The organism is Pseudidiomarina sp. CB1, from assembly GCF_024752025.1.
Taxonomy (GTDB): domain Bacteria; phylum Pseudomonadota; class Gammaproteobacteria; order Enterobacterales; family Alteromonadaceae; genus Pseudidiomarina.
Map to the genome: position 1 here is coordinate 1,807,975 of NZ_JANTPU010000001.1, position 24,828 is coordinate 1,832,802.

Genomic DNA, 24,828 nt, shown 5'->3' on the forward strand with positions numbered 1-24,828 from the left:
TCTGAAAATCAGGAGACCTTTTATGATTTATCAGGGTGATAGCATTCGGGTTGAGTTTGTTACTGACGGCATTGCCGAGTTGCAATTTGCAGCCGCTGGTTCAGTTAACAAATTCGACCAGAAAACCTTGGAAGAATTCAGTCAGGCTTTAGCGAAACTCGCCGAAACCAAAGACCTACGTGGCGTTATTGTCACCAGTAGCAAACCTACCTTCATTGTAGGCGCTGATATTACCGAATTCCAAACCTTGTTCGCAGATGTCGATCAAACCAAGAAATGGGTACACAAAGCCTCACGCGTCTTTGATCAGCTCGAAGACCTGCCAGTGCCTACAGTTGCGGCAGTGACCGGCTTTGCGCTTGGCGGCGGCTGTGAAGCCACGCTCGCTTGTGACTACCGCGTTGCCGATACCACCGCAACCATCGGCTTGCCAGAAGTAAAACTCGGTTTGATTCCTGGCTTCGGTGGCGTCGTCCGTTTACCTCGCATTATTGGGCCAGATAACGCCCTCGAGTGGATCACTACCGGTAAAAACAACTCAGCGGCCGCCGCGCAGAAAGTTGGCCTAGTTGACGCTGTTGTAGCCCCAGAAAAACTTCGCGATGCCGCTTTGGAGATCGTCAAGCAAGCCATCGCAGGCGACCTTGATTGGCAAGCGAAGCGCCAGCCAAAACTAGAAGCTTTAAAAGCCAATGACACTGAGCTCACCATGACTTTGGTCACCGCTAAAGGTATGGTGGCTGCGAAAGCAGGTAAGCACTACCCGGCACCACACGCCGCCATCAAAGCGATTGAAGATGGTGCACGCCATGGCCGTGAAGAAGCATTGAATGCCGAAAACAAAGCGTTCGTTGGCCTCACGCAGACCGACGCTTGTCAGGCACAAGTTGGCATTTTCATGGCCGACCAAATGGTCAAAGGCAAAGCCAAGAAAGCGGCCAAACAAGCGACTAAAGAAATCAAGTCAGCAGCAGTACTTGGTGCCGGCATCATGGGTGGCGGTATCGCCTACCAGTCAGCCTACAAAGGCGTTCCGGTGGTAATGAAGGATATTCGTCAAGAAGCCTTAGACCAAGGCATGGGCGAAGCCAGCAAGATTCTTGGTAAGTTGGTTGAGCGCGGCAAAATTGACCATAAGAAAATGGCCAAGATCTTGTCATCGATTACTCCTACTCTGCTCGATGAAGCCGTCAAAGACGTCGACATCGTCGTTGAAGCCGTGGTCGAAAACCCAGACGTGAAAGGTAAAGTGCTGGCCGGTATGGAAGATGTCGTCGCCGATGACGCGATCATTGTTTCGAACACTTCAACGATTTCGATCGACCGCTTAGCGAAGAACCTCAAAGACCCTTCGCGCTTCTGTGGCATGCACTTCTTTAACCCGGTGCACAAAATGCCGTTGGTTGAAATCATCCGTGGTGAAAAAACCTCTGATGATACCGTCAATGCCGTTGTGGCGTACGCCGCACGCATGGGAAAAACCGCGATCGTTGTCAACGATTGCCCAGGTTTCTTAGTCAACCGCGTATTGTTCCCATACCTCGCCGGCTTTGCTGGTATGGTCGACGAAGGTGTAGATTTCGCCGCTATCGACAAGGTTATGGAACGGCAATTTGGTTGGCCAATGGGCCCTGCTTATCTGTCGGACGTGGTTGGCATCGACACCGCCGATCACTGCACCGTGGTCATGGCTGATGGCTTCCCGTCACGTATGCCTCGTGATACCAGCAGTGCTATTGCCAAACTTGCCGCCGCCGACCGCTATGGTCAGAAAAATGGCAAAGGCTTCTACAACTATGGCGTCGACAAAAAGGGCCGCCCTAGCAAAGAAAAAGCACCAGAAGTTTATGAGATGCTGGGAATTTCAGGCACAGAACTCAGTGCCGAAGAAATCATTGCCCGCACCATGGTGCCAATGGTCAACGAATGTGTGCGTTGTCTTGAAGAAGGCATCGTCGGCTCAGCAGCAGAGTGCGACATCGCACTCCTATACGGACTAGGCTTCCCGCCGTTCCGTGGCGGCCCATTCCGTTACCTAGAAACCATGGGTTTGGCCAACTTTGTTGAGCTGGCCGACAAATACGCGCATTTAGGTGAAATGTATCAAGTCACCGATGGCCTGCGTGAAATGGCGAAAGCCGGTAAATCGTACTTTGCAGGCTAACGGAGGAAATTATGAAAGACGTAGTAATTGTCGATTGTATTCGTACCCCAATGGGGCGCTCGAAAAACGGCGTATTTCGCAATGTGCGTGCCGAGGACCTCTCTGCGCACCTGATGAAAGGCCTGCTGGAGCGTAACCCAGAAGTTGACGTGAACGAACTCGAAGACATCTACTGGGGCTGCGTACAGCAGACCCTAGAACAAGGCTTCAACGTTGCCCGTAACGCAGCGTTGATTGCTGGTATTCCGCACCACGTTGCCGCAGTGACGGTGAACCGCCTCTGCGGGTCATCGATGCAAGCCATTCACGACGCAGCGCGTGCCATCATGGCCGGCGACGGGGACATCTTCATCGCTGGCGGTGTCGAACACATGGGTCACGTACCCATGACTCACGGCATCGACTTCCATCCAGGTATGAACAAGTCGGTCGCCCGCGCCTCTGGCTCGATGGGCATGACCGCTGAGTTATTGGCACGTAAATTCGAAATTGACCGTGCAGCGCAAGACGCCTTCGGTGCACGCTCACATCAACGTGCACATCAAGCGACCGTTGACGGCCGCTTCGCTAAAGAAATCTTACCGATCGAAGGTCACGACGCCGACGGCGTATTGCGCCTCATCAAAGATGACGAAGTGATTCGCCCGGAAACCACAGTGGAAGGCTTGTCGCAGCTACGTCCTGTGTTCGATCCAGCCAACGGTACCGTAACTGCAGGTACTTCTTCTGCGCTGTCAGACGGCGCCGCAGCAATGCTCATCATGTCAGCCGACAAAGCCAAAGCCCTTGGCTTGAAGCCTCGTGCGAAAATTCGCTCCATGGCAGTCGCCGGTTGCGATCCATCGATCATGGGCTTCGGCCCAGTGCCAGCCACCAAGAAAGCACTTAAACGTGCTGGCTTAAGCATCGATGATATCGACCTATTCGAGCTTAACGAAGCCTTCGCCGCGCAATCACTGCCGGTACTCAAAGGCCTCGGCATACTCGACAAGATGGAGGAAAAGGTTAACTTGAACGGCGGCGCCATCGCTCTCGGTCACCCACTCGGCTGTTCAGGTGCGCGTATTTCGACCACCCTGCTCAACCTGATGGAAGACAAAGGCGCGACATTGGGTCTCGCGACCATGTGTATCGGCCTTGGCCAAGGCATTGCCACCGTGTTTGAGCGCCTCGACTAAGCCGCGCTTTTGCGCGCCACGGTTTTACCGTAAAATAAACGCCGTATCCTTGTCGGATGCGGCGTTTTTATTTGTGTTGCGGATTTAGAAGGAAAAATCGTGTCAGAAACCATCACCGAAAGCCTCGATACCCTCGGACTCCGCTGCCCGGAGCCAGTGATGCTGATCCGTGCCGCCATCCGCAAACTTGAGTCAGGCGCCCTGCTTGAAGTCATCGCCGACGACCCCGCCACCACCCGCGATATCCCCAGCTTCTGCCGCTTTATGGATCATGAGTTGGTGCTCGCCGAGACCGCGGCTACACCGTATCGCTACGTGATCCGTAAGGGCTAGGGCGAAAGGGTGTCTGCCGCAGGGATGCGGCAGGCAAGCCCCCAAGGACGGGTTCACGGCGTCCCTTGGTGCTTGAGTTAGAGCCTCGCAGAAAGGCCTTCGCCTTTTAGATGTACTTTTGCCAGAACTCGGCTTTGCCGTTGGCTTCGTCGAGTTGGTAAGGTTTGAAGCCGAATTTGTCGTAGGCAATTTTTGCTGGCTCGTTGCCTTGCAGTACTTCTAGCGTGAGCTTCACACAGCCCCGGAATTGCGCCAGGGTTTCTACTTCTTGCAGCAGACGCTTAGCAATACCTTTGCCGCGGAAGTCCTTGATAACAGCAATGTCATGAATGTTCATCACTGGTTTTGCCGCGAAGGTTGAGAAGCCTTCGACACAGTTGGCAAGCCCTACAGGTTCATCATCGACAAAAGCCAGCAGTGAAAAAACATAATCGCGCTTCGCCATTTCATCGACCAAGTTTTCCTTGGTTTCTTCCGGCAACTCCTCGCCGCCGCCCATTGGATCTTGCGCATAATCATTTAACATCGCAACTACCGCTTGACGGTGCTTCGGATTTTGGTAATCCGCTAAAATAATTTCAACCATGATGCTCTCGTGCTGTTGGAGAAAAATCACGCATTTCACGACATACTTCGTCGTAGCAATGGCAGTGAACCACATGATCATTCACCATGCCCACCGCTTGCATAAATGCATAACATATCGTCGTACCTACAAAGCTAAAACCCGCTTTCTTTAAGGCTTTGGCCATCCTATCAGAAACCTCGTCAGAAGTCGGTATGTCGCCACCCTGCCGAGCGAAAATTCGCGGCGTTCCATCGCTGAATTGCCACAAAAAATCATTAAACGCGATGCCTTGCTCACGTAATTGCAGATAAGCCCGTGCATTCTTGAAAATAGACTCGATTTTAAGTTTATTACGAATAATACCCGCATTTTGCATCAAATCGTCTTTGTAACTTGCTGGAAGTTGTATGATCTGCTCGGGGTCGAAATCACAATACGCCTGTTCGTAATTTTCTTGCTTGCGCAAAATCGTTATCCAGCTCAAACCGGCTTGCTGACCGTCCAAACAAAGTTTGGCGAACAACTCTTGGCTGTCGGCCACTGGCCGTCCCCATACCTTATCGTGGTAACGCGTATATTGCGGGTCATCACCGCACCAACTGCAGCGCTTCAAGTTGTCTGGCATTTTTCACTTGGCTCCTATAGCCATGCCCTGTCACCAAGGCTGAATAAAGGTTATAATTTACGCCAATTTTCCGTAAAGATCTAAGTACGAGACCAACCCATGGCTAGCTATGATGTAAAAACCTTTCAGGGGCTTATCCTCGCGCTGCAAGATTACTGGGCGCAGCAAGGTTGCGCAATTGTGCAGCCCCTCGACATGGAAGTAGGTGCAGGCACCTTCCATCCAATGACCTTTATCCGTGCGGTCGGCCCAGAGCCAGCCAACTATGCCTACGTGCAACCGTGCCGCCGGCCGACGGATGGCCGTTACGGCGAAAACCCTAACCGTTTGCAACATTACTATCAGTTCCAAGTGATTTTGAAACCATCACCAAAAGATATTCAGGAGCTTTACTTAGGCTCCCTGCAAATGCTCGGCTTTGACCCGCTGGTACACGATATTCGCTTCGTTGAAGATAACTGGGAATCGCCAACCCTTGGTGCATGGGGTCTTGGTTGGGAAGTTTGGCTAAACGGCATGGAAGTGACACAGTTCACTTATTTCCAGCAAGTCGGTGGGCTTGAGTGTAAGCCAGTGGCCGGCGAAATTACTTATGGCCTCGAGCGTTTAGCCATGTACATTCAAGGCGTGGATAGCATCTATGACCTCGTTTGGACCGACGGCCCACGCGGCAAAATTCTTTATGGCGATGTTTTCCATCAAAACGAAGTTGAACAATCCACTTATAACTTCGAACACGCTGATGTTGATGTTTTATTCGCTCGCTTTGATTCTTGCGAGAAAGAATGTGAGCACTTACTGTCATCAAACCTGCCGCTACCAGCGTATGAACAAGTTATGCGCGCTTCACATGCCTTCAATTTGCTGGATGCCCGTCATGCCATTTCGGTGACTGAGCGGCAACGCTATATTTTACGTGTTCGCACTATGGCCAAGGGTTGTGCCGAAGCTTACTACGCTGCGCGAGAAGCGCTTGGATTTCCACTGGCAGAGCAAGGAGCCTAAGTCGTGCAAACAGCTACCCTACTCGTAGAAATAGGTACCGAAGAATTACCCCCGAAGGCCCTTAAGCGTCTTAGCGAAGCCTTTGGCGATGCGCTGCAAAATCAGTTGCAAGAACATAACATCGCCACTGGCGCGATGCATTTATTCGCCAGCCCGCGTCGTCTTGCCGTGCAGCTTAAGGACGTTGCTGCTCAGCAAGCCGATCAAGTCGTCGAAAAGCGCGGCCCGTCGGTTGATGTAGCTTTTGATAGCGACGGCAATCCAACCAAGGCTGCCGAGGGCTGGGCTCGCTCCAACGGTATTAGCGTTGCTGAGGCCGAGCGCCTCGTCACCGATAAAGGCGAATGGCTGTTGTATAAAGCTGAAGTAAAAGGTCAACCATTGGCTGATTTGCTGCCTGATTTTGTACAAAAAGCTTTGGCGCAATTGCCCATTCCGAAGCCGATGCGCTGGGGCTCAAGCTCGGTGCAGTTTATTCGTCCGGTACATACCGTAACAATGCTGCACGGTGATCAGCTTATTCCTGGCACAGTGCTTGGTGTGGCTGCTTCAAATCATTTGCTAGGTCACCGCTTTCATCGTCCTCAGGGCGCGACCTTGAAGCACGCTGACGATTACGAGTCGACACTAGAGGAAGCCTATGTGATCGCTGATTTCGCCAAACGTCGGCAGCGCATCGTCGACGGCATCAGTGCCGCAGCGAAAGCCGCAAAGGGTACGATTCGCGAAGACGCTGAGCTGCTTGACGAGGTCACCGCTTTGGTCGAATGGCCAGCGGCTTTAACGGCAAGCTTTGATGAAAGTTTTTTGAATGTACCTAAAGAGCCCTTGATCGTTACCATGAAGGACGATCAACGTTACTTCCCGCTCGAAGACAACAACGGTAACCTTTTGTCCAAGTTCGTGTTTGTCACCAATATCGACAGTAAAGACCCAGCGCAAATCATTTCAGGTAATGAACGTGTTGTGCGCCCACGCTTAGCCGATGCACAGTTTTTCTTTGAAACTGATAAGAAAACCAAGCTCGTTGACCGTGTTCCTGCCCTTGCGAACGTTTTGTTCCAAAAGCAATTAGGAAGCATCAAAGATAAGTCAGATCGTATTTCCCAAGTCGCTGCGGGGATTGCCGAAAAACTCGGGCAAAGTGGCGACGTTGCCGAGCGCGCGGGTTATCTCTGTAAAGCCGACTTGGTAGCGCAAATGGTATCTGAGTTTCCTGAAACACAAGGCGTTATGGGGATGCATTACGCTCGTAACGACGGTGAAGCCGAGGGCGTCGCAGAGGCGATTTATGAGCATTATTTACCACGCTTTAGCGGCGACGTGTTGCCACAAAGTATCGCCGGGTGTGCAGTAGCAATTGCCGATAAACTCGATTCCTTGGTGGGTATTTTTGGCATCGGGCAAACGCCAAAAGGCGATCGTGACCCTTTTGCGTTGCGTCGCGCGGCGATTGGCTTGCTGCGGATTATTGTCGAAAAAGACTTACCGCTTGATCTCATCGATCTGATCGAACTATCACGTAGCAGCTTTGCGAAGCTTCTTACCAACGACAATGTCACCAATGACGTGTTGGAGTTTTTGCTAGGTCGCTTCCGTCCGATGTACCAAGAGCAAGGGATTAGCGTCGATGTTATTCAAGCAGTGCTCGCGCGCCGCCCCACTGCACCGGTCGACTTTGATAAGCGGGTTCGTGCCGTTGCAAGCTTCCGTGAGCTTAACGAAGCTGAAGCATTAGCTGCCGCAAATAAACGCGTCGCTAATATTCTAGCGAAAGTAGAGACGCCAATTGCAGACAAAGTTGATAGCGGTTTGTTGTCGGCGCAAGAAGAAATTGCTCTTGTTAAAGCGTTAGAAGAGGCTGAGCTGCGTTCTGGTAGTGCATTAGAGCAAGGAGACTACACCGGGGCATTAAAGGCCCTAGCGGCCTTACAGAAGCCTGTAGATGCATTCTTTGATAACGTAATGGTCAATGCTGATGACTCAGCAGTCCGTGAAAACCGTCAAGCTTTATTGCAACGCTTACGTGGGCTGTTCTTGCAGATTGCGGACATATCGGTTCTTAATCAGTAAGCATTTGATAAATAATAAAAAAGGAGCCAGTCGGCTCCTTTTTTTTTGACGCCTTTGACAACGAAGCGCTAAACGTCTAGGTTCGCAACCTTCAACGCATTCGTTTCAATGAAGTCGCGACGAGGTTCAACTTCGTCACCCATCAAAGTAACGAACAATTGGTCTGCTGCAATCGCATCTTCGATTGTGACGCGAAGCATGCGACGTGTCTCAGGATCCATGGTGGTTTCCCATAACTGTTCAGGGTTCATTTCACCAAGACCTTTGTAACGCTGAATATAAACGCCACGCTTGGATTCATTGATTAACCATTCTACAGCTTCGACAAAATCATTTATTGGCTTCTCTTTATCACCACGTCGAACATAGCCGCCCTCTTCGACAAGACCATTGATCTTTTCGCCAATGCTAACCAACTGGTCATAGTCGCGAGACATCAGGAACTCAAAGTTTAACGGGTAATCTTTGTCGATGCCGTGCTGGCGAACCGTAACAACCGGTAAATACAATGAACGCTCCTCATCGAACTGTACCGAAAGTGTGTAGGTCGCTGAGTTTGTTTCACGCGTGGTCAGGTCGCCTTGTAACGTTTCAGCCCACTTTTGCATGCTAGCTTGGTCTTTCAACAACTCTTCCGTAAGTCGCGGAGCGTAAAGTAAACGCTGTAAAAAGGTTTCCGGCATACGGCGCGATAATCGCTGCTTAATCGCATTCTGCGCAAGCTGATAGTCATTCACCAATGTTTCAAGATGAGCTCCGGAAATACCTGGCGCCTCTGCGTTCACATGCAAATAAGCATTTTCTAACGCCATACTGGTCAAATAAACAATCAAGCCCGGATCGTCTTTGATATACGTCTCTTGTTTGCCTTTTTTAACCTTATACAATGGCGGCTGCGCGATATACATGTAGCCACGTTCGATGAGCTCAGGCATTTGACGATAGAAAAACGTCAACAGCAACGTACGAATGTGCGAGCCGTCGACGTCAGCATCGGTCATGATAATGATGCGGTGGTAACGTGTTTTATCTGGGTTATATTCATCACGACCGATACCGCAACCAAGCGCCGTAATCAGTGTCGCAACTTCTTGCGACGCAAGCATCTTATCAAAACGCGCTTTTTCAACGTTCAAGATTTTACCTTTCAGAGGCAAAATAGCTTGGAATTTACGGTTACGCCCCTGCTTCGCCGAGCCACCCGCAGAGTCACCCTCCACAATATAGAGTTCAGAGAGTGCAGGATCTTTTTCTTGGCAGTCCGCTAATTTACCAGGCAAGCCCGCGATATCGAGAGCACCTTTGCGGCGTGTCATCTCACGAGCTTTCCGCGCGGCTTCACGTGCACGTGCCGCATCGACAATCTTGCCCACGATAATTTTTGCATCGTTTGGCTGTTCTAATAAGAAGTCAGAAAGCTTCTCATTCATCGCTTGCTCTACAGCAGACTTCACTTCTGAAGAAACAAGTTTTTCTTTCGTCTGTGATGAAAACTTAGGGTCAGGAACTTTGACTGATACCACAGCGACCAAACCTTCACGAGCATCGTCACCGGTGGCGTTGGTCTTGTACTTTTTATTGAGCCCCTCTTTTTCCATGTAGGAATTAAGCGTACGCGTAAGTGCTGCACGGAAGCCAGCCAAATGTGTGCCACCATCACGTTGAGGAATATTGTTCGTGTAGCAGAAAATATTCTCTTGGAATGAGTCATTCCACTGCATAGAAACTTCAACTGCGATGCCGTCTTCACGCTCTAAGGTGAAGTGGAAAACGTTGGGATGGATCGGCGTCTTTTTATCGTTAAGGTATTGAACGAATGCGGCGATACCACCTTCATATTTGAAGTGGTCTTTACGATCGCTGCGCTCATCTTGAAGGATAATCGAGACACCCGAGTTCAAGAATGAGAGTTCCCGTAAGCGTTTGGCTAGAATATCGTAGTGGAACTCGACATCACTGAAGATTGTTGCGCTCGGCCAAAAGCGCAATTCGGTACCTGTTTTATCAGTGTCACCGATTTGCTTTAGCGGGGCATCTGGGTCGCCTAAGCTATAGAACTGCTCATAGACATGCCCTTGGCGGCGAATGGTCAACTGTAATTTGTCTGATAATGCGTTCACAACCGAAACGCCCACGCCGTGCAAACCGCCTGAGACTTTATAGGAGTTATCATCAAACTTACCGCCAGCATGCAGTACGGTCATGATAACCTGGGCCGCAGAAACACCCTCTTCTGGATGCAAGTCTACAGGAATCCCTCGTCCGTCATCTCGAACTGAAACCGAGCCATCGGAATGAATGGTCACAACGATGTCTTTGCAGTGTCCAGCTAATGCTTCGTCAATGGAGTTATCCACCACCTCAAAAACCATGTGGTGAAGTCCGGTTCCATCATCGGTGTCACCGATGTACATACCCGGACGTTTGCGCACGGCATCTAGCCCTTTAAGGACTTTAATACTGGACGAATCGTAATTATTTTCTGCCATAATTAGTTTCTCTATAGTTCCTTGACGGTTCCATGTTCCACGTGGAACATCTTTGTATCAGCACTTTTTATGAGTTCAGGCAATTCCGCCTGATTTATCGCTGAAACGAATAATTGTGCTTTAGTGGCCACGAGGGCCTCACAAAATTTTTCTTGGCTTGTACTATCTAGCTCCGCCGTAATGTCATCTACCAAGTAGATACATTGTACTCCTGTTTCGCTACTTAAGTACTCTCCTTGCACCACTTTTAATGCTGCGACCAAGAGCTTCAGTTGCCCGCGGGAAAGAATACTCTTCACATCCTCCCCGTTTGCAGTCATTCGCAATTCAGCTTTATGAGGGCCAACCGTACTATGTCCATACCGATAGTCGGCATCCTCATGTTGCGCCATTGCCTCTGCAAGGCTAAGTGAGCTATCCCACCCTCTTTTTAACTGAAACTTAAATGTGTATTGGGGTAAAAAGTGTTTAAGCCTTTCAACTAGAATAGGCGCAAAACGCTCGACATATTCATGTCGAGACTTCGCTACGCGTTCACCATACTCGGCAAAGTTTTTATCCCAATAAACATTTTCATCATTTTTCTGTCTTCTTTTAAGCAACGAATTACGCTGCTTTAACAGATAGGCGAACTTGGTAAAGTCATCTACAAAAGAATGTTCCACGTGGAACACTCCCCAATCGATGAACTGCCTACGGACCTTTGGCCCCCCTAGAATCAACTCGACCGTTTCCGGCGTCATCAATTGAACAGGCACCATTTTCGCCATCGGTCCAAACTTACGTAGAACCTCCCCATCTAAACGTATCTTAACTTCGCCAGATGATTCTCTTTGAAAGCCTACGTTATGCGCCTCGCCCTTTTGATCGGTAACTTTCGCAAAAATGACAAAACGTTCTTTTTCATGCTGGACGATTTGCCGATAACTTCCCGGACGAAAAGAACGCCCCGAACCTAAGCAGTAAATAGACTCCAATAGGCTTGTCTTGCCACTGCCATTTGCGCCGATCAAAAGATTAACTTGACGCCCCGGCACCACCTTCGCTTCTTCGAAATTTCGGAAGTTTGTTAGCGTCAGTGCGTCAATATACATAAAGCCCGTTAATCACTAGCGGCTACAGGCGCATTGGCATGACGACGTACAACGAAGCATCATCTTCATTATCTTCGATCAATCCACTTGCGTCAGGGCCCGATAACGTCATCTTGATCTTTTCGCCGTGAATCGTATTTAGAACATCAATCAGATAGCTAACATTAAAACCAATTTCTAGGCTATCGCCTTGATAGTCGACTTCGATGACTTCTTCAGCTGTCTCTTGTTCAGGGTTATTAGCGGTAAGGCACATCTCTCCTGAACTCAGATTTACCCGTACACCACGGTACTTTTCATTCGACAAAATCGCTGCACGAGAGCACGCTTGCTTGAGCACATCGCGGTCAGCAACCACGGTTTTATCGCCCCCCTGCGGTAGCACCCGACGATAGTCAGGAAAGCGACCATCCACCAACTTACTGGTGAATGACATACCGTTGGTCTCAACACGAATGTGGTTAGCACCAATCGCTACTTTCACCTCGTTATCGCCATCATCGAGCAAACGCATCAACTCCATGATACCTTTGCGCGGAACAATAACTTGCCGGCCTGGTAAGTTGGGTTGCGGGATCTCAACTGAACTCATCGCCAATCGGTGCCCATCGGTGGCAACAGTGCGTAAAGTGTTTGTATCCGTTTCAAACAACATTCCGTTTAGGTAGTAACGCACATCCTGATTCGCCATCGAAAAGTGAGTGCGCTCCATTAAGTCGCGTAACACACCTTGCGAGGTAACAAGTTGGATGTCGCTATCCCAGTCATCAATGTTAGGAAAGTCTTCGGCTGGCAACGTCGCTAGCGTGAACTTACTGCGGCCCGAACGAATGGTCGCCTTTTCTCCGCTCGCACTTACTTCAACCTCGGCGTGATCTGGAAGACTTCGGACAATATCCACCAACTTCTTCGCGGGAACCGTGAGCTGCCCCTCTTCGCCACCTTCGATTGCGCACACCGATACCAACTCAACTTCTAAATCTGTACCAGTAAGACGAATATGATCCGAAGCAACTTGAATCAATACATTCGATAAAATTGGAATTGTATGACGACGTTCAACTGCTCCACTAACTACTTGGAGAGGCTTTAAAAACGCATCACGATTGATGGTAAATTTCATCCCGTCATTCCCCTGTGTTTCGTATCCCTGCGCACCGGCCTTACACTCACAGCTTAGTTTAGGCTGATAACGTTCGGATCAAGTTTCTATAATCTTCTTTAATATCATGCTGCGCATCTTTTAAGTTTTGTATTTTACGACACGCATGCAGAACTGTTGTATGGTCGCGTCCACCGAAAGCATCACCAATTTCAGGAAGGCTATGATTGGTAAGCTCCTTCGCTAACGCCATAGCCAATTGTCGCGGACGCGCTATTGACCGTGTACGGCGCTTCGACAGTAAATCTGCCATTTTGATGTTGTAATACTCGGCGACCGTTTTTTGAATATTCTCTATAGTAACTAACTTCTCTTGCGCTGCAATCAAATCTCTTAGAGCTTCACGCACGAAATCAATCGTAATCTGTCGGCCAGTCAAATTAACGTTAGCCGCTAAACGGTTCAATGCCCCCTCTAATTCGCGAACATTAGAGCGCAACCGCTTGGCAATAAAGAACGCAACCTCGTGTGGCAACGTAATGCCTCGTTCTTGTGCCTTACGAATCAAAATCGCAACGCGTGTCTCCAACTCAGGCGGTTCAATGGCAATGGTTAAACCCCAACCAAAACGCGAGCGCAAACGATCCTCTACCCCTTCGATCTCTTTCGGATAGAGATCACTGGTCATAATGATTTGTTGGTTACCTTCAAGTAAGGCATTGAAAGTGTGGAAGAATTCTTCCTGAGAGCCTTTTTTGTTAGCAAAGAAATGAATATCATCTATCAACAATGCGTCGACCGAACGGTAATAGCGCTTAAACTCATTAATCGAGTTATTCTTTAGCGCGTTCACCATATCTTGGACGAAACGCTCAGCACGCATATAGAAAACCTTTGCGCCTTTTTTGTTGGCCATAATGGCATTACCAACCGCATGAAGCAGGTGCGTCTTACCGAGACCTGTGCCACCGTAGACAAACAGCGGGTTATAAACGCCGCCCGGATTTTCGGCCACTTGCGATGCTGCTGCACGAGCGAGTTGATTAGACTTACCTTCAACAAAGTTATCAAAGGTGTACTCTGGATGGATATTGCTTTCAAAGGCGGGAGCTGGAGTAGCTTCGTCCCAAGGACTTTGCCGACGGGAAGGTCGCTCGACTGCGGTGCGGCGCGGTTCAACTTTATTCTTATTATCAGCTGCACCATTCGTTTTGCGTTCGACGCCACCTACGGCAAAGGAAACGCTCGGGGCCTCGCCACCTTTGTCCTTCGCTGCTTCACCTAAATAATCATTGATGAGACTTAGGTATTTATCCTTCACCCAATCAACGACATACATATTTGGAGCATAAAGCGTCAAAATATCATTACTCAGATCCGCCTGTAATGGTCGGATCCAAGTATTATAATGTTGTGTCGACAGCTCGCTTTGTAGGCGCTCAGTACAATGTTCCCAAAGCGATTTACTCACTCTCTACTCCCTGCATTTCTGCCCTGCAATTCTGTAGCGATAGCGATCCTCTCCAGTGCTCCCACTTTTGCACTAGTTCTTCAAGAAAAAGGCGGGAATCTATCACGATTTTTTGTATAATTTATTGCTATTGATTGTACTGAACTCGAGCGTCATTCGCTAGTCTGAACGGCAAATTATGCGACCAACTGCTGTCAGGTTATCCACAATAAGAATCTTTCTTCTTTTCTAATTGTGGATAGCTTTTTGCGTTGACTTTGATCCTTTTTATCGATAGAATTCGCGCTCTAAATTTTTAGGTAACCCGATTACGGAAGTAACGTTATGAAAAGAACATTTCAACCAAGCGTATTGAAGCGCAAGCGCACTCACGGTTTCCGTGCTCGTATGGCAACTAAGAACGGCCGCCAAGTTTTGGCACGTCGTCGTGCCAAGGGCCGCAAAGTCCTGTCTGCGTAATTGAAGCAGTTTTCCTATGGTCGGGAGTTACGTCTGCTAACTCCCGCTCAATTTCAGCAAGTCTTCAATAGCCCCCCGGTGAAAGCTGTCACAGCTGAACTCACCATGCTCGCAACTCCAAATCAATTCAGCCATCCTCGGCTCGGCGTGACGATTTCAAAGAAACGCGCAAAGCGTGCAGTTGATCGAAATCGAATAAAACGCAAGATTCGAGAGAATTTTAGGCTGAAACAGCATAAAATACCGCCATTCGACATTATCGTTATCGCAAAAAGCGGTATTGCCGATCTGGAAAATGATGCTTTGCAACAACGGCTCGATTATTTATGGCGAACATTAAGCAAGCGGTGCGTGCAGTACCTATCGGCTGCATCCGATTCTACCAGTGGTTCATAAGCCCACTGATAGGTCCGCGCTGTAGGTTTCAACCCACCTGCTCGCAATACGCCATCGAAGCGATACAAAAGCATGGTATGATGCGGGGCTTCTGGCTTGCCAGTAAACGCATTAGTAAATGTCATCCCGGTCATCCGGGCGGCTTCGACCCGGTGCCCAAAACAAACGCATCGGACTCAAAGAACGAAAGTAAAACAGAGACGAAGGACTTATGAATTCGCCACGTTCCATATTGTTTATTGCTTTTTTGGTAGTGAGCTTTTTCCTCTATCAGAACTGGGTCATTGATACCGCTCCTGGTACACAAAAAGCGGCCCAACAAGCTTCTCAAACAGCGAATACTGCTAACTCCTCTGCTACTACAGAAAGTGCAGTACCAAGCGCAGATCCAAGCCTACGCGATGAAAGCGTACCCAATTCGACCGGTAGCGATACTCCTACAGTAGCTGAGGCTGTTTCTGGTGGTCGGGTACAAGTTACCACTGACGTGCTAGATGTTGCTATTGCCTTACGCGGCGGTGATATCGTCAACGCACAACTGCTAGAGTTTGCCCGCACGCAAGATTCAAAGGCTCGTTTTGAACTCCTTCATGATGACCCAACGCAGCTCTACATTGCTCAGTCAGGCCTCGTCGGCAAAGACGGTACAGATTCGTCCGATGGTCGCCCATTGTTCTACGTGGAACGTGACAGCTATGAAATGACCGGTGATACGCTCCGCGTACCAATGACGTACACCATGGACGATGGCTCAAAAATTACCAAAACCTTCGTTTTCAATAAGGGCTCTTATGCCATTGACGTCGTTTATTCAGTGCAAAACGCCGGTACTGCGCATAAAGAAGTACAGTTTTATGCTCAGTTAAAGCAAATCATCACTGAAGCTGGCGGTAGCATGATGATGCCTACCTATAAAGGTGGCGCCTATTCATGGGACGAAGACCGTTACGAAAAATACGACTTTGATGACATGCGGGACAAGCCTCTGCGTATTTCAACCGAAGCTGGTTGGGTAGGCATGTTAGAGCACTACTTCGTTAGTGCTTGGATTCCACGCGCTAACGGTACAAAGCAGCTCTCGTCGAGCGTCATTGGCGGTAACCAAGCGCTGATGCGAGTGATTTACCCTACCGCGACCATCGCTCCAAATAGTGAAGCCGAAATTCGCTCTACTTTATTCGTCGGACCTAAAGACCAAGACGCCATGGCCGCGGTTGCGGAAAACCTCGATTTAACCGTCGATTACGGCTTCTTATGGTGGCTCGCTCAGCCCATCTTTAAGCTGTTGCAGTTCTTACAAAGCTTCTTGATCAACTGGGGTCTGTCGATCATCGCAGTAACCGTTATCATTAAAGCTGTGCTCTATCCATTGACCAAAGCCCAATACGTGTCGATGGCAAAAATGCGCATGATTCAGCCGAAGATGCAGGCGCTAAAAGAGCGTCATGGCGACGACCGTCAGAAGATGTCGCAAGCTATGATGAAGCTCTACAAAGAAGAAAAAGTGAACCCGCTGGGTGGTTGTTTGCCAATGTTGCTGCAATTACCGATCTTCTTGTCGCTCTACTGGGTACTCCTCGAAAGTGTTGAACTGCGCCATGCGCCACTGTTCCTCTGGATTGAAGATTTGTCAGCGAAAGACCCGTATTACATCCTGCCGTTATTAATGGGTGTGTCAATGTGGTTCATGCAGAAACTACAGCCTACGCCGGCAACCGATCCAATGCAGCAGAAATTGATGCAGTACATGCCGGTGATCTTCACGGTGTTCTTCCTATGGTTCCCATCAGGTCTAGTGTTGTATTGGTTGAGTAACAACCTGATCACCATCGGTCAAATGCAGTGGATTTACCGCGGCCTTGAGAAAAAAGGCATGATGGAGCGTCGTAAGAAGAAATGAGCCTCGAGCTAAGTAACGATACCATTGTTGCCCAAGCCACCCCGCCTGGACGCGGCGGGGTTGGTATCGTACGTGTTAGTGGCCCTGCAGCGCGCGCTATTGCCGAAACGTTGCTAGGCCACTGCCCACCACCGCGAAAAGCCGAATACCTTCCCTTTCGTGATGCCCAAGGCGACTTGCTCGACGAAGGCATAGCTTTGTTCTTTGCTGGGCCGAACTCGTTTACCGGTGAAGACGTGCTTGAGTTACAAGGCCATGGCGGTCCAGTGCTCATTGATATGATCATCAAAGCGATTCTAGATTTACCCGATGTACGTCCTGCGCGCCCCGGTGAATTTAGTGAACGCGCTTTCATGAATGACAAACTCGATTTAACGCAAGCAGAGGCGATAGCCGATCTGATCGATACCACTTCAGAGCAAGCGGCAAAAGCGGCCTTACAGAGCTTACAAGGTGGCTTCTCGCACGAAATTGATCAGCTTGTCGACGCGGTCATTCGTTTACGTATGTATGTCGAAGCCGCCATCGACTTTCCCGACGAAGAAATCGACTTTCTTAGTGATGGCAAAGTCACGACTGACCTTGAGGCCATTTTAGATCACATGCAGCAGGTCATGGTGCAAGCGAAGCAAGGTTCGCTGCTACGTGAGGGCATGAAAGTGGTTATTGCCGGACGTCCGAATGCCGGTAAGTCAAGCTTGTTAAATGCTCTCGCTGGCCGCGAATCAGCCATCGTAACGTCGATCGCTGGTACCACTCGTGACGTACTGCGAGAACATATTCAGATTGATGGCATGCCATTGCACATCATCGATACCGCAGGTCTACGCGAGAGTCCCGACGAAGTTGAGCAAATCGGTATTCAACGCGCGTGGGACGAAATTCGCGGCGCAGATCGTGTGCTGTTTATGGTCGATGCTACTGAAACACAAGCCGTCCACCCTGCCGATATTTGGCCGGAGTTTTTCGCGCAGCTTCCAGCGGAACTACCCTATACCGTTATCCGTAATAAAGTCGATTTAAACGAAGAGCCGGTACAACTCGAAGACATTGGTGGCGTACCAGTACTGCACCTTTCTGCCAAGACTGGCCATGGTGTGGAACTGCTGCGTGAACACCTTAAACATTGTGTCGGTTATCAAGCGACCAGCGAAGGCAGCTTTATGGCACGGCGTCGTCACCTCGCCGCCTTAGAAAAAGCACGTGAGCACTTACTTACTGGTCAAGAAGCTCTAGAGCAACATGTTGCAGGTGAGATTCTTGCCGAAGAACTGCGTTTAGCGCAACAACACTTAAACGAAATCACCGGCGAATTTACCTCCGACGATTTGCTTGGCAAGATTTTTAGTTCGTTCTGTATCGGTAAATAACAGCAGGTCTTAATGCGCGCTCAACCGCGCTTGAATGCGCTTAATGGCCTGACTATGTAATTGCGATACGCGCGACTCCGTCACGTCCAATACCGCACCGATTTCTTTCAAATTAAGCTCTTCTTGGTAATACAACGTCATGACCAACTTTTCGCGCTCAGGCAAAGCATCAATGGCATGAATAACCAGTCCACGTAACTCCGCGGCGCTGAGTTGTCGCTCAGGTTGGTCGTCGACAGTTCCATCGCCTACTTCCATATGGCTACCAGCCGAGGTCAGTTCGTCAAGCGAAAGCACAAGACCGTTGTTGGTATCACTCAACAAGCTACGATAGGCTTCGATGTCGAGCCCCATTGCTTCAGCAATTTCACGTTCTTCTGGCGGTCGCCCTAACGTTTGCTCTAAACGCCGCATGCACGCTTCGAGTTCGCGTCCACTGCGCCGCACGCTACGCGGTAACCAATCTCGGCTACGTAGCTCATCGATCATTGCACCTTTGATGCGTTGATGAGCGAACGTCGAAAATGCCACACCAGACTCGGGGTCGAAGCGATCGACGCTTACCAACAAGCCTTCGAGTCCTGATTGAATAAGATCGTCGACATCTACGCTCTCCGGCAATTTCACTTTGAGTGAAAACGCAATGCGGCGCACGAGCGGATAATACTGCTCCACTAAATGATGCTTATTTAATTTACCTTCCGCTGTATACATAGGCTTTTATCCGGCTTTAATCCGAGAAGACCAACAACTGGAGATCAAAATAGTTCTGTGCGACCTGCTGCAGATTACTAAGTAGGCCGCGCCGTGAGCGTATTGGCTCATGTAACGCTAAAACCTGCTTAACCTGCCCCGTTGCTGCCAGGGCTTTCAAACAGGTATAAGCACGTTTAAATCCGTCCAAGTCATTATCAATCCAAATCGCCCAATACCGACATTGTTGCGCTATATCCGTTAGTTCAGGATGATTCGGCCCAACCTGTACGAATTGCCATTGCGCTGGGGACCCAACCCACTTTCGACCTTGGTCCGCCCAACGGGTAAACACGTTAGTATAATTCTCTGTCGCTCTAACACCGTTTGTTGGCGTATTATCCAACACCATTACCGTGCGCTTGGTAACGTCTGCGCGCGCCGACCCTACGGAGTCTTTTATCTCTTGTGGCCGATCCTGTTTTGCCGCCCACGCTCTTAAACTTGCTGCCTGATCGGTCATAGGGGTTACTGCTCTTGTTGATAAACGATGCGAAAGGCCTCATGGGCCTGAATAACTTGCCACATCGCCGTCATTAGTTTATTCGCCTCGATTCTACCCGAGCGCTGAGTCAACGCCATTAACTGGGCACGAACCTGACTACTGCCATGCTGCTGCGTATGTTCCACACGACTCGCTAAAGCGGCTAAGAGGCCACTAAGATACAACCGTTTGTTATTCGCCTCTACAGTGTTCTCCTTGATCACAGCATTAGTTTCTAAGAGCTGCCATGCAAGTCGCGTCAATCGTGGAAGTTCATCATTGAGTAGCATGTAATCTACAAAGTGGCGAGCTTGTTCCGCTGTGCACGCTGAATGAACAAGAAAGAATCGCTCAAACTGACTGCCTTTCGCTTTCCCCGCACCCACCTTCACGCCAAGTAACTGTAATGTTTCCTCGCTATCAGACTGCAAACTCACTGCAGCGATGCGTAATTTTACTTTGCGTTGCTCACCACGGTACGTCATCGTCCACTGATCAAGATCAATACCATTGCGAGCAATTACCTTAGCACAAGAATTTTTCTCGCCTTGACTCACCACATGATGATTGCGGCTTGGCTTCGCCAACCATGCAACTTGCTGCTCTTCAAGAGTCATCAATTGCTGCACACTCGGCAAAAAGTCAAACAAATGGCCCTTACTTGGTTTCAGTGGCTCAGCGTCATCATGTAAATGTTGCAACAAGGCATCCATTAGTGGCAATCCATCTGCGTCTAATGCAATGTGAGGAGTAAGTTGCGCCCAACCTTGAAACGGCCGCGGTGCCGACCACAAAGCCCAAGCTGTGCCATGCGGCAATTGGTGAGGAAGTTCTCCAATCGTCGAGGCATCACCGATCCGCGCCGAGACCTCAGCAAAATCGGGCACGGCAGCAGCAAGCCCTTCGACACACTGGCGAATCACCTGTGCGTGACTCACTAAAGCATAACTGTCGGGTGACAGTCCAGAGGACAACTGAGCACCTTCTGACTCTGCGAACCCATGGGTTTCTGCGGCTACTTTGAGCGACGCTGCCACCAAGGCATTAAAATCAGGCGCCTGTATATCCTCTGGTACTTGCTGGCCGCCCGAAACAGCTTGCAAGCACAGTCCAAAATGCATCGCTGTATCCAGCGCTCCACCAAGACATGAAGCCTCGTCTGTTTTAGTCAAAATACAGTCGCGCAGCGGCAGCTCTAGTTGTTGTGCGATCGTTTGATAAACGCTGGCGACTTCGTGCAACGTCGCTTGTTGTGATGCCGCATTTAGGAGCAGTGCAAGACGCGGCTTACTGCCTAACTCGGGCACCGAAAACGAGGCGATCCGCTGGGTCAATCGGTGATCACGTTGGCTCATACCCACCGTGTCCACCAGCACCAAACGCTTGTTCTTAATTTTTTCGGCCAACACTTCTAAATCACTGTCATCGGTCATCGCAAACAGCTCAACATTGAGTAACTCTGCGTAAGTTGCTAACTGCTGTTGTGCACCGACACGATAACTATCCGTGGTCACCAAGAGTAAACTCTCGCTGCCCATTTGCATCACATAGTGCGCAGCAAGTTTCGCTGTAGTCGTGGTTTTCCCCACACCTGTAGGGCCGACTAACGCAATTACACCTTGATGTTGCAGTAAATCCCAATCCTGCTGCGGATGCTGTAAACGCGCTGCAAGCTGTTGCGTAAGCCACGCTTCGATGGCCTCACTACGAGTCTCTGAACGTGATAAGTGCTGCGGCATTAAGGTGATTAACTCTCGCGCGAGTGCTTCTGAGTAACCGGACGAGCGGAGCTTTAAATAGCTCCACTTGCGTTTATCTTCTGGGGGATTCTGATTCATTTGCTGTTGCAGCAAACTGCGCATTTCTTGCACATCATGCAACAACTGACGGGTTATGTCGGATGCTGCTTCGGCTGGGGGTTCATCGACCACGTTATCAAGGTCTTCCTCGCGTAACGCGAAAACTTCAAACCCCTGCGCTGTTTTACGCGAGGTCACAATAATCGCGTCAGCGCCCATGGCTGCCCGCACAAGACGCATTGCTTCTTTATGACTCTGAGCTTCAAACCGCTTCAAGCTCATTGACGCTCTCCAATTATTTGTACCACTTTGATGCCACGATCATGCGGAATTTCCGCTTGAGAAACAACAACAATATCGCTCACTTGGCGTCTCAAGAAATGCGCCATCAACTCGCGTAATGCATGGGGTACCACCAGAACTGGCGGTTGCCCCATAGCCTGTGCACGTTGTATTGCCTGTTGCGCCTGTTGCTGCAAGGTCGCTGCAAGCCCAGGCTCGAGTGCGCTGTTTTGCTGTAACGCCTGCATAAGCATTTGCTCAAGGCCCGCGTCCAAACCAATCACTTCAAGTTCGGCCGCACCACCAAACCATTTTTGGGTAATCATGCGGCCTAAGGCAATTCGTACTTCCGCCGTGAGTTGCTGTACATCGAGCTGTTGCCCCTCAAATTCGGCCAACTTATCAAAAATCGTACGTAAATCACGAATCGATACATCTTCGTCAAGCAGACGCTGAAGTACCCGTTGTAAGTTAGTCAAGGTCACGCACTTCGGAATGACATCGTCAACCAAGGTTTTATTTTCTTCGCCAAGCTTATCAACCAGCTTTTGAACTTCTTCGCGACCAAGCAGTTCTGCCGAATGAACTTGTAGTAAGTGATTAAGGTGCGTCGCCACCACAGTGCTTGAATCGACAACTGTATAACCGTAGATTTGTGCGTGCTCTCGTTGCTCACTTTCAATCCACAACGCGGGCAAACCAAACGCTGGATCGGTGGTTTCGATGCCTTCAATTTCAGTGGTGACTTGTCCAGGATTAATCGCCAACCACATTTCTGGATAAATTTCGGCACGCCCTACTTCACTGCCTTTTAGCGTGATTACATAAACATTTGGCTTGAGCTCAAGGTTGTCGCGGATATGCACCACGGGCGGTAAAAAGCCGACCTCTTGTGCGAATTTTTTACGCACGCTCTTGATACGAGCCAACAGTTCACCCTGCTGGTTATCGTCAACCAATGGTATCAAGCGGTGACCAACCTCCATACCCAAAGTGTCGACCAAGTTGACGTCTTGCCAACTTGCTTCGGGTGCGCTGTAAGCAGCAGGGGGTTCGGCTGATACATTGTCTGCTGCGGCCTGAACACGGTGTTGTTCTTGTTTGCGATAGAGGAACCAAGCAAAGCCACCCAATATCGCCGTAAACAACAAGAAGATAAAATTCGGCATGCCCGGCACTAAGCCTAACAAGCCAATCACTCCAGCCGCCAACATGAGAACTTTTGGATTAACAAAAAGCTGCTTGATCAATTGTTGACCAACATCTTGCTCGGTATTTACCCGCGACACTGTCACACCGGCAGCAGTTGAAATAATGAGCGCTGGGATTTGTGCGACGAGACCATCGCCAATCGTCAACAGCACATAGGTATGAGCCGCGTCACCCATCGACATATTGTGCTGCATGACGCCAATCAATAGGCCGCCAATAATATTGACGACCATGATCACCATGCCCGCCACGGCATCGCCTCGAACAAACTTACTCGCACCGTCCATGGAGCCATAAAACTCGGCTTCCTGAGCGACTTCTTGTCGACGGCTACGGGCTTCTTCTTCGCCGATGAGTCCAGCATTCAAATCCGCATCAATCGCCATTTGCTTGCCCGGCATAGCGTCAAGGGTAAAACGTGCGCCAACTTCGGCAATACGCCCCGCACCTTTGGTGATGACCATAAAGTTGATAATCACCAGGATCAAAAACACCACTAAGCCAACCGCAAAATTACCACCGACGAGGAATTGCCCAAACGCCTCAATCACCTTACCAGCCGCATCACCACCTTGGTGACCTTCCATCAACACCACTCGAGTACTCGCAACGTTAAGCGACAAGCGAAGCAAGGTTGAGAAAAGTAACACCGCCGGAAACGCGGCAAATTCTAGGGGTTTTTCCGAGAACATGCTCACCAATAAGACCATCAGTGAGAGTGCGATATTGAAGGTAAACAAAAAGTCCAACAAGAAGGGCGGCAACGGTAATACCATCATCGCCAAAATCATCAAAATGAGGACCGGCCCGACCAGCACTTGCAGTTTGTCATAACGTAGGCCGCGCATGACTTCCCTAAACGCTACACTCATTGTGCCGGTACCTCATAATCTTCAGGAATCGAAATCGCTATTGGTTCAGGCGGTGTCGCTGCCTGACCTACTTGCGCTTTTTTCACTTGAAACGCCCAGGCCAATACCTCTGCCACCGCACTATACAAGGCTACTGGGATCTCGCGGCCGATATCAACATGCTTGGTCAGCGAGCGCGCCAGCGGCGGCATCTCTAGCTGAGGGATACGATGCTCATTGGCTAATTCACGAATACGCTTGGCCACTAAGTCAGTGCCCTTCGCAACGACGCGCGGAGCACCCATGGTTGCTTCATCGTACTTAAGTGCTACCGCGAAATGGGTCGGGTTGGTAACAATAACATCTGCTTTCGGTACTTCGCTCATCATGCGCTGGCGAGCCATGGCCTGTTGCTGTTGGCGAATCTTTGCCTTGATATGCGGGTCGCCATCGGTTTCTTTATTCTCGCGTTTCACTTCTTCTTTGGTCATGCGTAATTTCTTGGTGTGACTCATGAGCTGGTACGGTACATCAAAGAGGGCGACAACAATCAGCGTCAAGACCATGTACAAGCATGCCGTGGCCGCGAGCTCTAATGCCGATACCAGTGCTTGCTTGACCGGTAGACGTAACAGCTCCATGAAACTAAAGCGCTCAACCCACAAAAATAACGCCAGTACACCACCAACCAACACGGTTTTCGCAATCGCTTTGCCTAATTCTGCCAATGCTTGTCCGGAAAAAATCCGCTTAACCCCTTTTATCGGGTTGAGTTTGCTAAACTTCGGCTGCAACGCCTTCGCTGAGGCAACCCAACCACCTAAAAGCGCAGGAGCGACAGCGGCAAGCACCAACATCACAGCAAACAAAGGTAGAACCGCCCAAAGCGCCTGCTCGCCGAGCCGCAGTACGCTCTGTAGCATCGGCCCAGGTTCCGTCACTTGCTGTCGATCAAACAAGAACGACTGTTCCATGACAACGCCCAAGTGATTAAAAAGCGGCGAACTCATACTCCAAAGCAACAAAACGCCACCGAACAAGATCACAAAAGTGGTCAGCTCGCGCGAGCGAGCGACCTGTCCTTCGTCACGCGATTTTTGTAATCTTCGCGCGGAGGGTTCTTCTGTTTTTTCTTGATCGTTGGATTCTTCTTGTGCCATGCAAGCATTATGGCGACTAAGAAGCGAATTGAAGAGCTAAAAAAGCGGGAAAAATCCCGC

At 49.7% G+C, this 24,828-nt stretch carries 21 protein-coding genes; 10 read left to right on the top strand and 11 right to left on the bottom strand.

Translation table 11 applies throughout. The features are described 5' to 3' along the window. Positions 1-22 precede the first annotated feature (22 nt). The 3 genes from fadB (at position 23) to tusA (ending at position 3,675) form a co-directional block, all read left to right on the top strand. Positions 23-2,164 carry a fatty acid oxidation complex subunit alpha FadB gene (gene fadB / locus NV375_RS08615; RefSeq protein ID WP_258807771.1) on the top strand — a complete coding sequence of 714 codons (2,142 nt, stop codon included), beginning with the start codon at positions 23-25 and terminating at the stop codon, positions 2,162-2,164. 11 nt (positions 2,165-2,175) lie between these two features. Next, positions 2,176-3,342: an acetyl-CoA C-acyltransferase FadA gene (fadA, locus tag NV375_RS08620; RefSeq protein ID WP_258807772.1), complete on the top strand. Its 1,167-nt coding sequence runs from the start codon at positions 2,176-2,178 to the stop codon at positions 3,340-3,342. A gap of 99 nt (positions 3,343-3,441) precedes the next feature. Further along, the gene (tusA, locus tag NV375_RS08625; RefSeq protein ID WP_126834325.1) at positions 3,442-3,675 is read left to right on the top strand and encodes a sulfurtransferase TusA; all 234 of its coding nucleotides are present in this window, start codon (positions 3,442-3,444) and stop codon (positions 3,673-3,675) included. 106 nt (positions 3,676-3,781) lie between these two features. Here tusA and NV375_RS08630 read toward each other — a convergent pair whose 3' ends face one another. Both NV375_RS08630 and NV375_RS08635 read right to left on the bottom strand, forming a co-directional pair. Continuing rightward, the gene (locus NV375_RS08630; RefSeq protein ID WP_258807774.1) at positions 3,782-4,261 is read right to left on the bottom strand and encodes a GNAT family N-acetyltransferase; all 480 of its coding nucleotides are present in this window, start codon (positions 4,259-4,261) and stop codon (positions 3,782-3,784) included. Next, a complete protein-coding gene (locus NV375_RS08635) occupies positions 4,254-4,868 on the bottom strand; it encodes a DNA-3-methyladenine glycosylase I (RefSeq protein ID WP_258807775.1) in 615 nt (204 codons plus the stop codon). The genes NV375_RS08630 and NV375_RS08635 overlap by 8 nt, the downstream gene beginning before the upstream one ends. A gap of 99 nt (positions 4,869-4,967) precedes the next feature. Here NV375_RS08635 and glyQ point away from each other — a divergent pair, with 99 nt between their 5' ends. Then, the gene (gene glyQ / locus NV375_RS08640) at positions 4,968-5,873 is read left to right on the top strand and encodes a glycine--tRNA ligase subunit alpha (RefSeq protein WP_258807776.1); all 906 of its coding nucleotides are present in this window, start codon (positions 4,968-4,970) and stop codon (positions 5,871-5,873) included. 3 nt (positions 5,874-5,876) lie between these two features. Next, positions 5,877-7,946, top strand: a complete 2,070-nt coding sequence (gene glyS / locus NV375_RS08645; RefSeq protein WP_258807777.1) for a glycine--tRNA ligase subunit beta — start codon at positions 5,877-5,879, stop codon at positions 7,944-7,946. 68 nt (positions 7,947-8,014) lie between these two features. Here the strand turns inward: glyS and gyrB are convergent, their stop codons facing one another. The 4 genes from gyrB to dnaA are packed head-to-tail and all read right to left on the bottom strand — an operon-like array spanning position 8,015 to position 14,102. After that, positions 8,015-10,435 (bottom strand): DNA topoisomerase (ATP-hydrolyzing) subunit B, encoded by a 2,421-nt coding sequence (gene gyrB, locus NV375_RS08650; RefSeq protein WP_258807778.1) that lies wholly within the window; start codon positions 10,433-10,435, stop codon positions 8,015-8,017. Positions 10,436-10,446: 11 nt separating this feature from the next. Continuing rightward, positions 10,447-11,529 carry a DNA replication/repair protein RecF gene (gene recF / locus NV375_RS08655; protein ID WP_258807779.1) on the bottom strand — a complete coding sequence of 361 codons (1,083 nt, stop codon included), beginning with the start codon at positions 11,527-11,529 and terminating at the stop codon, positions 10,447-10,449. A 22-nt stretch (positions 11,530-11,551) separates the two neighbouring features. Continuing rightward, the gene (gene dnaN / locus NV375_RS08660; RefSeq protein ID WP_258807780.1) at positions 11,552-12,652 is read right to left on the bottom strand and encodes a DNA polymerase III subunit beta; all 1,101 of its coding nucleotides are present in this window, start codon (positions 12,650-12,652) and stop codon (positions 11,552-11,554) included. Between the two features lie 58 nt (positions 12,653-12,710). Further along, positions 12,711-14,102 (bottom strand): chromosomal replication initiator protein DnaA, encoded by a 1,392-nt coding sequence (gene dnaA / locus NV375_RS08665; protein ID WP_258807781.1) that lies wholly within the window; start codon positions 14,100-14,102, stop codon positions 12,711-12,713. Positions 14,103-14,426: 324 nt separating this feature from the next. On the opposite strand from dnaA, the gene rpmH reads away from it, so the two are divergent. From rpmH to mnmE, 5 genes are read left to right on the top strand one after another with little or no spacing between them, the layout of a single operon-like run. After that, a complete protein-coding gene (gene rpmH, locus NV375_RS08670; RefSeq protein ID WP_055439485.1) occupies positions 14,427-14,561 on the top strand; it encodes a 50S ribosomal protein L34 in 135 nt (44 codons plus the stop codon). Continuing rightward, a complete protein-coding gene (gene rnpA, locus NV375_RS08675) occupies positions 14,562-14,957 on the top strand; it encodes a ribonuclease P protein component (protein ID WP_126772240.1) in 396 nt (131 codons plus the stop codon). Beyond that, a complete protein-coding gene (gene yidD, locus NV375_RS08680) occupies positions 14,888-15,172 on the top strand; it encodes a membrane protein insertion efficiency factor YidD (protein WP_258807788.1) in 285 nt (94 codons plus the stop codon). The genes rnpA and yidD overlap by 70 nt, the downstream gene beginning before the upstream one ends. Continuing rightward, positions 15,169-16,857 carry a membrane protein insertase YidC gene (yidC, locus tag NV375_RS08685; RefSeq protein WP_258807790.1) on the top strand — a complete coding sequence of 563 codons (1,689 nt, stop codon included), beginning with the start codon at positions 15,169-15,171 and terminating at the stop codon, positions 16,855-16,857. Before yidD ends, yidC begins: the two co-directional genes overlap by 4 nt. Beyond that, positions 16,854-18,227: a tRNA uridine-5-carboxymethylaminomethyl(34) synthesis GTPase MnmE gene (gene mnmE, locus NV375_RS08690; protein WP_258807792.1), complete on the top strand. Its 1,374-nt coding sequence runs from the start codon at positions 16,854-16,856 to the stop codon at positions 18,225-18,227. Before yidC ends, mnmE begins: the two co-directional genes overlap by 4 nt. 9 nt (positions 18,228-18,236) lie before the next feature. Here mnmE and NV375_RS08695 read toward each other — a convergent pair whose 3' ends face one another. Genes NV375_RS08695 through flhB form a run of 5 tightly spaced genes read right to left on the bottom strand, consistent with a single transcriptional unit; the run spans position 18,237 to position 24,768 of the window. Then, positions 18,237-18,941: an RNA polymerase sigma factor FliA gene (locus NV375_RS08695; protein ID WP_258807793.1), complete on the bottom strand. Its 705-nt coding sequence runs from the start codon at positions 18,939-18,941 to the stop codon at positions 18,237-18,239. Between the two features lie 16 nt (positions 18,942-18,957). After that, positions 18,958-19,443 carry a hypothetical protein gene (locus NV375_RS08700; RefSeq protein WP_258807795.1) on the bottom strand — a complete coding sequence of 162 codons (486 nt, stop codon included), beginning with the start codon at positions 19,441-19,443 and terminating at the stop codon, positions 18,958-18,960. Between the two features lie 5 nt (positions 19,444-19,448). Beyond that, positions 19,449-21,545, bottom strand: a complete 2,097-nt coding sequence (gene flhF, locus NV375_RS08705) for a flagellar biosynthesis protein FlhF (protein ID WP_258807797.1) — start codon at positions 21,543-21,545, stop codon at positions 19,449-19,451. After that, the gene (flhA, locus tag NV375_RS08710; protein WP_258807798.1) at positions 21,542-23,629 is read right to left on the bottom strand and encodes a flagellar biosynthesis protein FlhA; all 2,088 of its coding nucleotides are present in this window, start codon (positions 23,627-23,629) and stop codon (positions 21,542-21,544) included. Before flhA ends, flhF begins: the two co-directional genes overlap by 4 nt. Next, positions 23,626-24,768 (bottom strand): flagellar biosynthesis protein FlhB, encoded by a 1,143-nt coding sequence (gene flhB / locus NV375_RS08715; RefSeq protein WP_258807799.1) that lies wholly within the window; start codon positions 24,766-24,768, stop codon positions 23,626-23,628. The genes flhA and flhB overlap by 4 nt, the downstream gene beginning before the upstream one ends. Positions 24,769-24,828 lie beyond the last annotated feature (60 nt).

What these genes read in the sequence shown, in the direction of transcription:
- fadB (WP_258807771.1), top strand. Translation starts at nt 23, where the DNA reads ATGATTTATCAGGGTGATAGCATTCGGGTTGAGTTTGTTACTGACGGC.
- fadA (WP_258807772.1), top strand. Translation starts at nt 2,176, where the DNA reads ATGAAAGACGTAGTAATTGTCGATTGTATTCGTACCCCAATGGGGCGC.
- NV375_RS08630 (WP_258807774.1), bottom strand. Translation starts at nt 4,261, where the DNA reads ATGGTTGAAATTATTTTAGCGGATTACCAAAATCCGAAGCACCGTCAA.
- NV375_RS08635 (WP_258807775.1), bottom strand. Translation starts at nt 4,868, where the DNA reads ATGCCAGACAACTTGAAGCGCTGCAGTTGGTGCGGTGATGACCCGCAA.
- glyQ (WP_258807776.1), top strand. Translation starts at nt 4,968, where the DNA reads ATGGCTAGCTATGATGTAAAAACCTTTCAGGGGCTTATCCTCGCGCTG.
- gyrB (WP_258807778.1), bottom strand. Translation starts at nt 10,435, where the DNA reads ATGGCAGAAAATAATTACGATTCGTCCAGTATTAAAGTCCTTAAAGGG.
- recF (WP_258807779.1), bottom strand. Translation starts at nt 11,529, where the DNA reads ATGTATATTGACGCACTGACGCTAACAAACTTCCGAAATTTCGAAGAA.
- dnaN (WP_258807780.1), bottom strand. Translation starts at nt 12,652, where the DNA reads ATGAAATTTACCATCAATCGTGATGCGTTTTTAAAGCCTCTCCAAGTA.
- rpmH (WP_055439485.1), top strand. Translation starts at nt 14,427, where the DNA reads ATGAAAAGAACATTTCAACCAAGCGTATTGAAGCGCAAGCGCACTCAC.
- yidD (WP_258807788.1), top strand. Translation starts at nt 14,888, where the DNA reads ATGGCGAACATTAAGCAAGCGGTGCGTGCAGTACCTATCGGCTGCATC.
- yidC (WP_258807790.1), top strand. Translation starts at nt 15,169, where the DNA reads ATGAATTCGCCACGTTCCATATTGTTTATTGCTTTTTTGGTAGTGAGC.
- mnmE (WP_258807792.1), top strand. Translation starts at nt 16,854, where the DNA reads ATGAGCCTCGAGCTAAGTAACGATACCATTGTTGCCCAAGCCACCCCG.
- NV375_RS08695 (WP_258807793.1), bottom strand. Translation starts at nt 18,941, where the DNA reads ATGTATACAGCGGAAGGTAAATTAAATAAGCATCATTTAGTGGAGCAG.
- NV375_RS08700 (WP_258807795.1), bottom strand. Translation starts at nt 19,443, where the DNA reads ATGACCGATCAGGCAGCAAGTTTAAGAGCGTGGGCGGCAAAACAGGAT.
- flhF (WP_258807797.1), bottom strand. Translation starts at nt 21,545, where the DNA reads ATGAGCTTGAAGCGGTTTGAAGCTCAGAGTCATAAAGAAGCAATGCGT.
- flhA (WP_258807798.1), bottom strand. Translation starts at nt 23,629, where the DNA reads ATGAGTGTAGCGTTTAGGGAAGTCATGCGCGGCCTACGTTATGACAAA.
- flhB (WP_258807799.1), bottom strand. Translation starts at nt 24,768, where the DNA reads ATGGCACAAGAAGAATCCAACGATCAAGAAAAAACAGAAGAACCCTCC.